This is a genomic window from Pseudoalteromonas sp. B62, from assembly GCF_037162565.1.
GTDB classification, from domain to species: Bacteria; Pseudomonadota; Gammaproteobacteria; order Enterobacterales; family Alteromonadaceae; genus Pseudoalteromonas; species Pseudoalteromonas fuliginea.
The window spans coordinates 1648437-1662291 of sequence record NZ_JARLVB010000002.1; the positions used below are offsets into that span (position 1 = coordinate 1648437).

General features: G+C 40.7%; 8 protein-coding genes and 4 pseudogenes. 3 read left to right on the top strand and 9 right to left on the bottom strand.

All coding sequences use genetic code 11. From position 1 onward, the window contains the following. Positions 1-384: 384 nt before the first annotated feature. Positions 385-1352 (bottom strand): annotated as a pseudogene (locus P4S71_RS11920) (class 1 fructose-bisphosphatase). A gap of 258 nt (positions 1353-1610) precedes the next feature. Between P4S71_RS11920 and P4S71_RS11925 the strand changes: the two are divergent. Together P4S71_RS11925 and P4S71_RS11930 are read left to right on the top strand one after the other, a co-directional pair. After that, positions 1611-3934: pseudogene (locus P4S71_RS11925) on the top strand (zinc-dependent metalloprotease). A 905-nt stretch (positions 3935-4839) separates the two neighbouring features. Further along, positions 4840-5612, top strand: a pseudogene (locus P4S71_RS11930) (YggN family protein). Positions 5613-6128: 516 nt separating this feature from the next. On the opposite strand, the gene rsuA reads toward P4S71_RS11930, so the two are convergent. Then, a complete protein-coding gene (rsuA, locus tag P4S71_RS11935) occupies positions 6129-6827 on the bottom strand; it encodes a 16S rRNA pseudouridine(516) synthase RsuA (RefSeq protein WP_337150745.1) in 699 nt (232 codons plus the stop codon). Between the two features lie 59 nt (positions 6828-6886). Here rsuA and zapE point away from each other — a divergent pair, with 59 nt between their 5' ends. Beyond that, positions 6887-7996: a cell division protein ZapE gene (gene zapE, locus P4S71_RS11940; protein ID WP_337150746.1), complete on the top strand. Its 1110-nt coding sequence runs from the start codon at positions 6887-6889 to the stop codon at positions 7994-7996. Positions 7997-8818: 822 nt separating this feature from the next. Here the strand turns inward: zapE and P4S71_RS11945 are convergent. From P4S71_RS11945 to P4S71_RS11975, 7 genes and pseudogenes are all read right to left on the bottom strand, one after another. Further along, a complete protein-coding gene (locus P4S71_RS11945) occupies positions 8819-10231 on the bottom strand; it encodes a tetratricopeptide repeat protein (protein WP_337151622.1) in 1413 nt (470 codons plus the stop codon). A gap of 20 nt (positions 10232-10251) precedes the next feature. Further along, a complete protein-coding gene (locus P4S71_RS11950; RefSeq protein ID WP_337150747.1) occupies positions 10252-10908 on the bottom strand; it encodes an energy transducer TonB in 657 nt (218 codons plus the stop codon). Position 10909: 1 nt separating this feature from the next. Continuing rightward, the gene (locus P4S71_RS11955) at positions 10910-11314 is read right to left on the bottom strand and encodes an ExbD/TolR family protein (RefSeq protein WP_007378977.1); all 405 of its coding nucleotides are present in this window, start codon (positions 11312-11314) and stop codon (positions 10910-10912) included. A 5-nt stretch (positions 11315-11319) separates the two neighbouring features. Then, positions 11320-11700, bottom strand: a complete 381-nt coding sequence (locus P4S71_RS11960) for a MotA/TolQ/ExbB proton channel family protein (RefSeq protein ID WP_149606507.1) — start codon at positions 11698-11700, stop codon at positions 11320-11322. Next, positions 11693-13006, bottom strand: coding sequence for a MotA/TolQ/ExbB proton channel family protein (locus P4S71_RS11965; protein WP_337150748.1), 1314 nt, complete (start codon positions 13004-13006; stop codon positions 11693-11695). Before P4S71_RS11965 ends, P4S71_RS11960 begins: the two co-directional genes overlap by 8 nt. Continuing rightward, a pseudogene (locus tag P4S71_RS11970) lies at positions 13006-13485 on the bottom strand (DUF3450 family protein); the annotation flags it as partial. The pseudogene P4S71_RS11970 and the gene P4S71_RS11965, both read right to left, overlap by 1 nt. Next, entirely contained in the window at positions 13464-13778 is a 315-nt protein-coding gene (locus tag P4S71_RS11975; RefSeq protein WP_337150749.1) for a hypothetical protein, read from the bottom strand. The gene P4S71_RS11975 and the pseudogene P4S71_RS11970, both read right to left, overlap by 22 nt. Positions 13779-13855 lie beyond the last annotated feature (77 nt).

Below are 13855 nucleotides of genomic sequence, written 5' to 3' on the forward strand. Positions count from 1 at the left end.
GCTCATGTAATGTGGCTTTGGTGTTTAAAAAGCGAGGTGTAAACCTCACCTACAACATGGGGCATAGACCTGTAGGTGCGAATTTATTTCGCGCTCATGTAACGTGGCTTGGGTGCCAAAAAGCGAGGTATAAAACCTCACCTACAACATACACCAACCCTGTAGGTGCGAATTTATTTCGCGCTCATGTAACGTGGCTTGGGTGCCAAAAAGCGAGGTATAAAACCTCACCTACAACATACACCAACCCCGTAGGTGCGAATTTACTTCGCGCTCATGTAATGTTGTTTTGGAGTTTAAAAGCGAGGTGTAAAACCTCACCTACAAAAAAACCGCACTTCAATTGAATGCGGTTTTTAAATTGAGAACAATCGTTTTAAGCGATTATTTATGATATCCCAAGCACGTTTCTACTTCGTTTTTAGAACCTAAAATAACAGCTACTCGCTGGTGGATTGCATCAGGCTGAATATCCATAATACGCTCGGTACCGGTGGAAGCGATACCGCCAGCTTGCTCTACTAACATAGCCATTGGATTTGCTTCGTAAAGTAGGCGTAATTTATTTGGCTTTTTAGGATCTTTGGTGTCGGTAGGGTAAGTAAATAAACCGCCACGGCTAAGCACGCGATGCACATCGCCCACCATTGCTGCAATCCAGCGCATATTAAAGTTTTTAGCGCGCGGGCCTGTATCACCTGCTAGCAAATCATTGATGTAGTTTTGCATAGCTGGTTGCCAATGGCGTTGGTTAGACGTATTAATGGCAAATTCGTTTGTATCAGCAGGAATATCAGCAAAATCTTGTGTAAGTAAAAGCTGCCTTGTGTTTTATCAAGAGTAAACATGCGCGTGCCTTTACCTGTAGTCAGCGCAAGCATTGTTGATGGCCCGTAAAGTACGTAACCTGCTGCAACTTGCTTGTGGCCTGGCTGCATAAAAATGCTTTCATCAGCGGCATCAGAACCTTCAGGCGCTTCCATAATAGAAAATATAGTACCCACAAGTGAGTTAATATCGGTATTTGACGAGCCATCGAGTGGGTCAAATGCCACTATAAATTTAGCATCTGGGTTACCTGCTACTGTGTAGTCTTCTTCTTCAGAGGCGATTGCTTTAACCGTACCTGATTCCAGTAAAATATCTTTTAACAGCTGATTAGATAATACATCGAGCTTTTTTTGAGTTTCACCTTGAATGTTTTCATCAAGGGTTGAGCCTAATACGCCAGAAAGCGCGCCTTGACCAACGCGAAACGAAATTTCTTTACATGCTGCTAAAATTGTTCGAATTAATGATAAAAGTTCTCTTGAACAACCATCTTCAAGTAATACTGGAGGGAGTCTACGCATTCTATTTTCCTGATAACGTGTTAAAACCAATCATAATGTGAGAGAGATTAGCTTAGAGCGCTGAAATTCGTCTTAAATAACTGTATTGTTTAAATAGCACCCTATAATGGGACCACCTAATCGTACTTAAAACACAAATAACAAAGATAAGATTATGAAAAAATACCACTACTAAGTTACATATTCTTTACTGTGCTGTGCTCTATCATAACTCAAGCGCACGCAGCAATTAAGTCAATTGATGAATTTACTACGCAAATGAATCATTTTCCGGGCTATTATTCGTTTTTTACGATACCCAAAACGCAAAAGTATATTTAAAAGTTGATAAGTTTGAACAACAATTTTTACTGCAGCAAAGCTTGCCTTACGGTATAGGCTCTAACGATATAGGCCTTGATAGAGGTCAGCTGGGTAATACTCACCTTGTGCAGTTTGAGCGTTTTGGCGACAAAGTAATGCTGCGGGCTGTAAATACTTACTATCGTGCTAATACAAGTAATAAGGCTGAACAGCAAAGCATTAAAGAAGCGTTTGCATCAAGTATACTTGCTGGTTTTAAAGTAGTCGCAGAAGATAAAGCCACAGCACTTATTGATTATACGCCTTATTTATTAAGTGATGTACATGGCGTAAGCCGGACGCTTGCTGCACGTAAGCAAGGCAACTTTAGCCTTGATGAATCACGTAGCGCCGTTTATATTAATCGCTCAAAAGCATTTGTAAAAAACACCGAGCTTGAAGCCGTACTTACATTTAAAGGCACAAAACCAGGTGAATTTGTTCGCCAAGTAAGTGCCGACCCTTATGCGCTTACTGTTCATATGCATCATTCACTTATTCAATTACCAGATGATAACTACACGCCTCGTAAGTTTAATCCGCAATCAGGTTTTTGGAGTATAGAACATAAAGATTACGCAGCGCCGCTTGGTGAGTCTATGTACGTGCGTTTTATACCGCGTCATCGTCTAACTAAAAAGGACTCAAGCTTACCTATTAGTGAACCTGTTAAACCAATTGTTTATTACCTTGATCCTGGCGTTCCAGAGCCTGTAAAAAGCGCTTTGCTTGAAGGTGGAAAGTGGTGGAACGATGCATTTACTGCTGCAGGATATAAAAATGCATTTATAGTAAAAGTACTGCCAAGTAATGCCGACCCTATGGATATTCGTTACAACGTTATTCAGTGGGTACATCGCGCAACGCGAGGCTGGTCATACGGTAGTTCGGTGATCGACCCACGTACAGGTGAAATACTTAAAGGGCACGTAACACTTGGCTCATTGCGTGTTCGCCAAGATATTTTAATAGCTGAAGCACTCGCTGCTCCTTATTTAAAAGGCAATGAAGTTGCTAAAAACTTGCAAGCAATGGCGCTTGATCGTATTCGCCAATTAAGCGCGCATGAAATTGGTCACACATTAGGTATTGCTCATAACTTTGCGGCATCGGTAGGGGATAGAGCTTCTGTAATGGATTACCCACATCCGCTACTTAGTTTTAATGAACAAGGTAAGCTTGATGTAACGCGCGGGTATGCAACAGGCATGGGCGTGTGGGATACCCAAGTAATTAAATATGGTTATAGCGATTTTACTAACCAAGATGAAAGCGCAGAACTCGCTGCTATTTTAAAGGAGAATAAAACTAAAGGCCTTGAGTTTATATCAGATAGCGACGCTCGTGCTAAAGGTGGCGCGCATCCAACCGCTCATTTATGGGATAACGGCACTAATCCTTCGCAGGAACTTTTAAGAGTACTCGACGTACGCAAAAAAGCGCTTTCGCAGTTTGGTATTAATAATATTAAAACGGGCGATGCATTATCGCAATTAGAGGAAAAACTAGTTCCGCTTTATCTGTTTCACCGTTTTCAGGTTGAGGCTGCAGTGAAACTCATAGCCGGTGTTGATTACGAATACGAAACACGTGGTGATTCACCCGTAAAAGGTGCACAAGTGGTTGATAAAAAAATGCAACAAGAAGCGGTAAACGCTCTTTTTGCAACGCTTAAGCCAAGTAACTTATTACTTCCTGAATCTGTATTATCGCTAATTCCGCCAAAAGCGTATGGCGAGTCTAAGTCGCGCGAGAGCATAGTTGGACGCACAGGGTTAACGCTCGATGCAATGGCATTACCCGAGGTTGCAGTGCAGCACAGCTTGTCGCTTTTATTAAACGCACAACGTTTAAATCGTCTAGCCCAGCAGCAAGCGCGTAGTAACGACTTTTATAGTTTAGATGAACTATTAAAAACGCTTTATAGCCACGTGTTTAACGTATCGTCGCCTAATACAATGACAGGTAAAATAACTCAGCGCGTACAATTTTTAACAGCAAAAACCATGGCTGACTTAGTAGCAAGCGATAGTGCAAGCCCTGAAGTGCAGGCGCAGTTACGTTACTACTTAGTTAAGTTGAGTGAAGACTTTAACCAAAACTCAATATTGAGCCATACCAGTACTGGCGAGAGTGCGTTTAAGCAATATTTAGCCGAACAAGTAAATCAGTTTTTAATTAAAGGGCAATGGCCAAATAATTTTAAAGTGTTACCAATACCACCTGGATCGCCAATTTAATTATAAACCTCGCTCTTGAGCGCCAATAGCATGTTTAAGAGCGCGAAGTAAATTCGCACCTACAGGGTTTTACATATTGTAGGTGAGGTTTTACACCTCGCTCTTGAGCGCCAATGACACGTTTAAGAGCGCGAAGTAAATTCGCACCTACAGGGTTGAACATATTGTAGGTGAGGTTTTATACCTCGCTTTTTAGCACCAAAGCCACGTTACATGAGCGCGAAGTAAATTCGCACCTACAGGGTTTTACATATTGTAGGTGAGGTTTACACCTCGCTTTTTAGCACCCAAGCCACGTTACATGAGCGGACGTAAATTCGTACCTACAGGGTTTTACATATTGTAGGTGAGGTTTTACACCTCGCTTTTTAAACACCAAAGCCACGTTACATGGGCGGACGTAAATTCGCACCTACAGGGTTTTACATATTGTAGGTGAGGTTTTACACCTCGCTTTTTAGCACCAAAGCCACGTTACATGAGCGGACGTAAATCCGCACCTACAGGGTTGTATATATTGTAGGTGAGGTTTTACACCTTGCTTTTTAAACACCCAAGCCACGTTACATGAGCGCGGAGTAAATTCGCACCTACAGGGTTGCACATATTGTAGGTGAGGTTTTACACCTCGCTTTTTAAACACCCAAGCCACGTTACATGAGCGGACGTAAATTCGCACCTACAGGGTTACACATATTGTAGGTGAGGTTTTACACCTCGCTTTTAAACACCAAAGCCACGTTACATGAGCGCGAAGTAAATTCGTACCTACAGGGTTGAATATATCGTAGGTGAGGTTTTACACCTCGCTTAATTAGCTGTGTATTGTGCATGTTCTTTTACTTGCATAAAGTTGGTTTTTTGTTAACCTACTCGCCTTCCATTTTAGTCTTTTTGAGGTGTTTATGGCGTTTCTATCTCGTTCGATATTGGCGTTGTCCATAGCACTTTCAAGCACCAGTGTATTTGCTCAAAAGCAATGTGATGTAGAACTCAGGCATGGGTTAATCATCACCGATGATGTAATTCGAATTGTTGATAAAGGCCAAACACGTGTGCAAATTAACAACAATAACCAACTGTTTATTCGCGGTTATTGGGTTGATTTAAGTGATGACGAAAGTAAAGTGCTCGAGCAGTTTAGTAATGGTATTCGCCATACAGTCCCTGAACTAGTTAATTTAGCCACCGATGGTGTTAATTTAGGTTTAAGTGCTATTGAGCACGTGGTTGAAGGTATGTCAGATAAAGAGCCTGAGGTGCTTAAAACCCAACTGCAATATGTAGAGCGTGCGCTAATGGATAAATTTAAGCGCGGCGATGATTTCTTTTTTATAGCCCCACAATCACTTTCTCAAATAGATGATTTTTTTACTAAAGAGATCAGCCAAAAAATTCATTCCGCAGTTCATGGGTCCCTCGGTGCCATTTTAGTGTCACTAGGTGATGCGTTTAAGTCCCGAGAAGGTAATATAGAAGATCGTATTAACGATATGGGACAGCGGATGGATATCATTTCAAAAGAAATTGATAAATCATTGCAAAAAAAGCACATCAACTTGAGCTAAAAGCTTCAGAATATTGCGAATGCTTGAACGCGCTCGATGTTACCGAGTCTCGCCTGCAGGCAATTGTACCAGGCATGGCTGACTTTGATTTAGTACAGATAAAATCGTAATTTAAATATTAACTATAAAAGCGCGAAGTAAATTCGCACCTACAGAGCTGCGCATATTGTAGGTGAGGTTTATACCTCGCTTTTTAAACACCCAAGCCACGTTACATGAGCGCGAAGTAAATTCGCACCTACAGAGCTGCACATATTGTAGGTGAGGTTTATACCTCGCTTTTTAAACACCCAAGCCACGTTACATGAGCGCGAAGTAAATTCGCACCTACAGAGCTGCGCATATTGTAGGTGAGGTTTATACCTCGCTTTTTAAACACCCAAGCCACGTTACATGAGCGCGAAGTAAATTCGCACCTACAGGGTTGCACATATTGTAGGTGAGGTTTTATACCTCGCTTTTTAAACACCAAAGCCACGTTACATGAGCGCGAAGTAAATTCGCACCTACAGGGCTGTGTATGTTGTAGGTGAGGTTTTACACCTCGCTTTTTAAACACCAAAGCTACGTTACATGAGCGCGAAGTAAATTCGCACCTACAGGTTGCACATATTGTAGGTGAGGTTTTATAATTTAATCTCATCAGCTGTTAGTAATCTATATTCACCACTTGCTAAGTTTTCATCTAATTTAATACCTGCAATTTTTTCACGGTGCAATTCAACCACTTTGTTATCTACTGCGTAAAGCATACGCTTAACTTGATGATACTTACCTTCACTTATTGATAAACGCAGTCCGTAATTAGCAAGTCGTTCGGCAATCGCTGGGCGGGTTAAATCTTTTTCGTTATGGAGCATGACACCTGTTCGTAATTGCTCAAGCGCTTCGTCGGTTATAGGTTCTTGAGTTTCTACTAAGTAGGTTTTAAATTTATTACTTTTAGGTGACGTGATTTTATGTGACCAATCGCCATCATTGGTAATTATAACTAATCCTGTGGTATCTATATCAAGGCGGCCTGCCACGTGAAAGTCGCTCATATTTGGCTCATCAAGTAAGTCAAAAACGGTTTTGTGTAGCTCGTCACTGTTAGCACATACATAACCAACAGGTTTGTTTAGCATGTAATAGCGTTTACCTAAAAATACCAAAGGCGTACCTTGGTGCAGTACTTCGTCTTGCTGAGATAGCTGAAAGTTATGTGAGGTAATTATTTCGCCATTAACGCTTACTTCTTTTCGCTTAATACTAGCGCGGGCTTGCGTGCGTGGCATTTCAGCTAAGTGGCTAATAAATTTATCTAAGCGGCAAGGGAATTTCATTTTGGTTCACATTTTTAGTCGGCTACAATGGGCGCGATTATAGCCGATAGTGAAATACCATGACAGTGCACAGCACACAAATATTAAGCCTTTACCAAGCAAAAATAGACACGGGTGAATTGTGTTTTGATGCTGCGCAGCAAAATGCGGTGGAAGCTTTAAATACACTAAGCGAGCAACTTCAAGTTCACACATTATGGTGGCAAAAAGCGCCCTTAACAAAAGGTGTTTATTTATATGGACCAGTAGGGCGCGGTAAATCTATGCTGATGGATTTATTTTATAAAAACCTACCGATTGAGCAAAAGCAGCGACTGCATTTTCATCATTTTATAGCACAAGTGCATGCCCAACTTTCGAAGCTACAAGGTCAAAAAAATCCATTAATCTTAATTGCAAAACAGTGGGCTAAAAACATCCGTTTACTGTGTTTTGACGAGTTTTTTGTGAGCGACATCGGCGATGCCATGATTATGGCCAGATTGTTCAATGCGTTGTTTGAACAAGGTGTTGTGCTGGTGGCCACATCGAACGCAAAGCCAGAGCAGCTTTATTACAACGGCCTACAACGAGTGCGATTTTTACCTACTATCGATTTAATTAATAACCATTGCCATATAATTAACGTGGCAGGGGAGGACGATCACCGCTTTAGATATGCTAAAAACAGCCGGCACTATTTTATTAATTTACCTAAACATGATTTTCAAAATGAGTTTTTAGTTTCTTATCCTGCTGCAACATACAGCAATACAATTAGCGTGCATGGCCGTGATTTACCTTATTTATTAAAAGCCGATAATGCCTTAATGATTGATTTTATGGCGCTATGCTCCGGCCCGCGTAGTGCTAACGATTATATGTATTTAGCAACGCAATTTGATGTGTTATATGTATCGAATGTGCCACAAATGGGTGTTAAGGCGACGGGTAAAGTTATAGTTCACGGTATAGAAGATAGTTATCAGCGCGAAAAACAAACGCTTGATGAGCACACCTTTGACGACGAAGCGCGTCGCTTTATTGCCTTAGTAGATGAATTTTACGATTGCCATAAATTGCTGGTAATAAATGCGCAAACCGACATTGAACATTTGTATAAAGGTAAAAAATTGCGCTTTGAATATGCACGCACACAATCACGCATAGTCGAAATGCAAAATTGGTAACGCTTTGGTTTGATATATAGTAGGCGTAGAGCTTGCTCACGTGAGAAGCGTGAGCTTCTAGTTATTAAGCTATTTTAAAAACTGCGTTTTTACACGCCAGCAAGCTGTGCGTCTACAAGTGAGTTTAACCACAGCGCTAAATTTTATCTGTAGACGTAGAGCTTGCTCACGTGAGAAGCGTAGCTTCTAGTTATTAAGCCATTTTAAAAACTGCGTTTTTACACGCCAGCAAGCTGTGCGTCTACAAGTGAGTTTAACCACAGCGTTAAATTTTATCTGTAGACGTAGAGCTTGCTCACGTGAGAAGCGTGAGCTTCTAATTATTAAGCTATTTTAAAAACTACGTTTTTACACGCCAGCAAGCTGTGTGGCTACAAGTGAGTTTAACCACAGCGTTAAATTTTATCTGTAGACGTAGAGCTTGCTCACGTGAGAAGCGTGAGCTTCTAGTTATAAAGCTATTTTAAAAACGGCGTTTTTACACGCCAGCAAGCTGTGCGTCTACAAGTGAGTTTAACCACTGCATTAAACTTTACCAGTAGACGTAGAGCTTGCTCACGTGAAAAGCGCAGCTTCTAGTTATTAAGTCATTTTAAAAACTGCGTTTTTACACGCCAGCAAGCTGTGCGTCTACAAGTGAGTTTAACCACAGCGCTAAATTTTATCTGTAGACGTAGAGCTTGCTCACGTGAGAAGCGTAGCTTCTAGTTATTAAGCCATTTTAAAAACTGCGTTTTTACACGCCAGCAAGCTGTGCGTCTACAGGGAAACTCAATGGCTGGAAATGTAGACGCCTGGCTTGCTCACGTTAAAGCTATAAACTTACCCTTCTTGGCGCACAATATTTTCAAGTGCACGAATATTGGTAATTAAATCCTGGCGTTGCGGGTTAGCTTGCAATGCTTTTCTAAGATGCTTCAGCGCACTAGAGTAGTCTTTAGAATCAATTGCTATTTGCGATAATCCAAGCCATGCCGATAGTTGGTAATCAGGAAGTGCCTGTGCACGAACATACATAAGTTTAGCTTGGGTGAGTTGGCCTTTACTGCGATATATACTTGCTAAACTAAGTAAAGCATCACCTAAATTCGGGTTTATTTTTAGTGCGTTGTTTAAACTTTTAAGTGCGCGCTTAGCATTACCTTGTTGCATAGCAATTTGTGCGCTGTATACAGAAAACTGCGCTTGTTCATCACGGGGTAGCTGCTTAGTTAATCTTTTTGCGCTGCCTATTAGCTCTTTAGCTAAATCCCATTTTTGTTGAGATACAAGCCAAGCTAGCGTTTGCATCGTGGTATTAATAACCTCAACTTGCTGCTGTTTAGTGGCGTGTTTTAAACCTTGCTTTAATAAACTAACAGCGCGTTCAGTGCTGCCTTCACTTAAATGCAGCTGGGCTGCTAAAAGCTGGTTACTGGTATCTTTAGGGTTGAGTTTTAAGGCCACTTCAATGGCGGCAAGTGCTTTTTTATTTTGCTCTAATTGCAGTGCTATTTGTGCACGTTGCAACCACAATTGAGCATTATCAGGTGTTTTATTAAGTAACTCTTTTAATAATGCATTTGCTTGATTTAAATCGCCCGATTCAATTAAGGCAAACAATAGCCCTTGTTGGTACTGAGGCGTTTCAGGGGCAAGCATCAGTGCTTGACGATAAGCGGCTACTGCGCTCCAAGGCTGGCTGTGTTGTACATGAATATAAGCAAGTTGCGCATAACTTTGTGCATCAGCTTGGCCCTGTTCAATACTGTGTACTAGGTGTGTTTGTGCCTTGTTGTAATTTGCTTGTTGCATGTATAAAAGACTCAAGCCTTGGTGTGCTTTTGCTAAGTTAGGTGCGGCTTTTAAACATGCTAAATATGCATTTTCGGCGTTATCGAACTCTTTTAAGGTGAGTAAAACCTGAGCACGCAATAAATTGAGTGCGGTGCTATCTTGCGTAAGGTCGCGGTTTTTAAATAGCGCGGCTACTTCGTTATAATTACCTGCTTGTAGTAATGGTTGCACTTGGCGTGCAAAGCCACGTTCAGTCGGTTCAATAAGCATTTCAGTAGGACTAAGTAATTTATTATTTATGGCCAATTGCCATGTTGGATCGCTAGGAGATAAAATTACTTTCAGTGGAGGACTAACTGTGTTTGCATTCACATTACCAACAGCTAATAAAGGTAATGAGCACATTAAAGTTGTTAGTAATGCGTGAGTGAAAGGTTTTAGCGTTTTAATTACGTTCATATTTTTCATTTTAATAAGGCTTAAGGTTTAAATTCGATGGGCCAAATAAAGCGAGCGCGTACGACTTCGCCTTCTTTTTTAGGTGCGCTAAAGCGACTCTGTTTAATTATTTTATCGATTGCAGGTTTAAGCGACGGATACGGATTTTGCACCACTTCAATCAAACTTACATTGCCACCCTCATCAATTAGTACATCGAGCTTTACGGTAAATGTATCAATACCTTGGCGAGTTAAACTTTTTGGGAGTAATGCTTTTACTGGTGTGAGTAAAGTGGGTAGGCCGTCGAGCTGGTTTAGGCTAAGTGCATCCCAATTTACATTGACCGATTGCCATTGTGGCGTACTTACTTTTACACTTGGCGTATCGGGTCTTACAATTTTTAGTTTACTCTTTATTTTAATTTTAACTGCTTGAATAGAAGCGCCAGCGCCTTCCACCATTAAGCTTTGCGCAGGCTCATTTGCTTGTTGCTGTTGTATTGAAGGCGGAGGTGGTGGCGGTAATGCCACCATAGCTACCTCGCGTACAATAACTTTATCTTGCACTATATGTTCAGCTAGTTGAGCGAGCCATAAAAGTAACAATGCAGCAGTAAGTACTATTAGGCTTAGCGTAAATGCAAATAATGGATGACGAATATTTCGTGATTTTTGGGCCGGCGTAATCGCGTACATATTATTGTTTGGTCGCTAAATTAACTTGTGCAGCACCGGCAAGCTTTGCCTCGTCAATCACTTGAACAAGCAACTCGGTAGGTACTGTTTTATCGGCTTGAATAACCACAGGGCGCTGTTGCTGCTTTAGCATTTGTTCAACGCTGCTGCGCACGCCAGCAACACCAATTTGGCTGCCATCAAAAAATACTTGTTGGGTGTCTGTTATGGCTAAAAATATAACTTGTTGTTCTAGACGGCTGGCCGATACGGCTTGTGGTTTATCAACTTCAACGCCACTCTCGCGTACGAATACCGTAGTCACAATAAAAAATATTAACAGTATAAATACCACATCAAGTAGCGGCGACATATCAATATGTTGGCCAGATTCTTGTTCTAAACGATGTTTTAAACGTGATTGCATGGTTATTACCCTAATTGTTTACTTAGTGCATGTAATTTAGGGTTGCGCTGCGAATATGCTAAATAGGCTTGCATTAACCAAGCAGGAATAGCGCACACCAGACCAAGTTGAGTGGTTAGTAATGCATGGCCAATTGCATCACTCATTAACTCATTATGACCCAGCGCCATAACTTTAAAGGTATCGAGTAAGCCAACAATTGTGCCTAGCAAACCAAGTAGTGGCAAAGCCGCAGTTAAAATAGAGCTTACTTCTTGCCAATAACCTTTGCGCTGTGTTTGATAATGTTTCAGATGTAGTAAGTCATGAAAAATCAATTGATACACAAATAAAGCCAGTAAAATAATGCACCAACAAATAGGATTACTAATGATTTGATCAAACATTGTTTTTTCCTTCATCTAGCTGACTTAACTGTAATGCAAAGCCTTCTAATTGGCTGTAATAGGCTTTAGCTTTACGCGATAACAAAGCGTTTAGTACCAGAGCTGGTATAGCAACGACTAAACCAAGTTCTGTGGTTATGAGTGCTTGTGCAATGCCACCCGATACAACCTCAGGATCGCCTGATCCGAACAAGGTCATCATTTTGAATGTTTCGATCATACCGCTTACAGTACCCAGTAAGCCAAGTAGTGGTGCTACCGCTGCGGTAACGGCTATTGCACCAATAAAGTTATCGAGCTTGTGTTTATCGTGGATAAGTTGGTTAAATAACTGATCATCTCGTATTTGGCCTTTTTCGCTTTGCAAGGTTAGGTTAAATAGCTGTTGCTGCATGCCATTAAATTCGCTGCTATTTTTACTTATAAACAATTTCTGTAATTGCAATTGCGAGTGCATTTTTATTTTATTTAAACGCATTAACTGAGCTGCTTTCAGTAATGCGATAGTTAGTGCAAAGCAGGCAAATAAAATAATAGGAATAGCCCATAAACCGCCTTTTTCTAAATGCTCTAGCGGACTTTCTTGTTGAGACTGACTCGTTACTAAATGCGTTAAACTCGGATCAAAAGTGAGGAGTGTAGATCCTACGCCATTTTGTTTTAAGGTATTATCGAGTGGGTTATCGTCACTTGTAGATTGCACTAGCGCTAACTTTAACGCGTTAGATTTGTCGTCTAAATCGAGTAATCCAGCTAGTTTTGGGGTTTGTGTACTAAACCAAGCAACTGGGCCTATTTGAAGGGTATTCGCTTGGCTTAATTCGCCATTACTTAGCACAACCGATTGCTTTTTAAATTGTGGATAAAGTGCCTGTTTTTGGTCATTAATAAGTGATACTACTTGTTTCAACAATTCGTTTTGATCATTAGAAATGTGTTGGTTTTTACTATTTTGGCGTACAAATCGATTTAACAAATTTAGCTGATATTGTTGCTGCTGTTGCCATGTATCTAGGCGTGTTTGCAGCTGATTTAAGCTCAAAGTATCTTCATCAGCAAGGCGGCGGTTAACGGCAGCCTGCTCACGTAATTTACTCAGTGATTGCTGCTTGTTAAATATATTTTTAGCAAGAGCGGCTTGCTCTTTGGCAATGTTATTTTGAGTTTTATTCAACGCGCGTTGAGCTGTTTTAATGTCACTTAAAATACTTTGTTGCGCGTCATCACTGCTTGCTGCAAAAACGATGTTTGCACTAAAGAGTAAAGCTAAAATATTAGCTATTTTAAGGATGCGGGCGAAAATCATTATTTAGCCCCTTTTTGTGTGTTTTTTGCATAACTTAAGATAGGTAGTGTTACCCAGTCAGCAGCGCGCTTTTTTTGTTGAACAGCTATTCCTAATGCAACTTGCTCAGCGTTAATGCTCGGATCGAACTCCCACTGCCAACCTAAATCACTTGGAAAGCCAATGCCTACATAACTTAAATCTTCACTTACAAACCAAGCTTGGGCTGCACCTAAGTAAAGCTGTTTTACCCATACTTCTTGGCCGTCAGGGTGCAGAATTGCCATTTCGTGTATAGAAATCCGTTGCTGAAAATCACGTAATAACCCCAGCATCTTGAGTGCTGTTTGCAATTTATCTGTGGTATTTAGTTGTGAGTTAGTTAAATCACCTGTGTTTTTCCAACTACTTAAAAGTGGCGGAGGTAATTGAACTTGTAATGAAAGTAATTGCTGGGAAATGCGTGTAAGTTGTTCGTTTAATTGTTGTTGATCGTTTTCAAGTTCCGATTGTTTAGTAACAAGCTGTTCGCGTTTTTGAGTAAGCTCGCTGGTGCTTTTTTTCTACGCTGATTAAGCTCGCTAAGTTGCTGCTGCTCAGCATCTAAAAGCGTTAATGTTTGCTCCATACTGCTTTTTTGTTCAAGCCAATGAGTATTTAATTTATTGTTTTGATTTTCTATTTTCAGCCATTTGTTGATGAGTTGTTCTAATTCGCTAACGGTATCGGCTTGCACTGTCATAGCGCAACAAAGCGCGATAATCATACTGATTGGTTTAATTAAACTTCGCATTGTTCAACAAAGACCCTGAAAGTTACGACGAGTAATTACATGGAGCAATTACTGTTAATTTTTAAGTGCGCATACAA

Excerpts from the sequence above, each read along its gene's own strand:
- P4S71_RS11955 (WP_007378977.1), bottom strand. The coding sequence starts at position 11,314 with ATGCAATCACGTTTAAAACATCGTTTAGAACAAGAATCTGGCCAACAT.
- zapE (WP_337150746.1), top strand. The coding sequence starts at position 6,887 with ATGACAGTGCACAGCACACAAATATTAAGCCTTTACCAAGCAAAAATA.
- rsuA (WP_337150745.1), bottom strand. The coding sequence starts at position 6,827 with ATGAAATTCCCTTGCCGCTTAGATAAATTTATTAGCCACTTAGCTGAA.
- P4S71_RS11965 (WP_337150748.1), bottom strand. The coding sequence starts at position 13,006 with ATGATTTTCGCCCGCATCCTTAAAATAGCTAATATTTTAGCTTTACTC.
- P4S71_RS11950 (WP_337150747.1), bottom strand. The coding sequence starts at position 10,908 with ATGTACGCGATTACGCCGGCCCAAAAATCACGAAATATTCGTCATCCA.
- P4S71_RS11960 (WP_149606507.1), bottom strand. The coding sequence starts at position 11,700 with ATGTTTGATCAAATCATTAGTAATCCTATTTGTTGGTGCATTATTTTA.
- P4S71_RS11975 (WP_337150749.1), bottom strand. The coding sequence starts at position 13,778 with ATGCGAAGTTTAATTAAACCAATCAGTATGATTATCGCGCTTTGTTGC.
- P4S71_RS11945 (WP_337151622.1), bottom strand. The coding sequence starts at position 10,231 with ATGAACGTAATTAAAACGCTAAAACCTTTCACTCACGCATTACTAACA.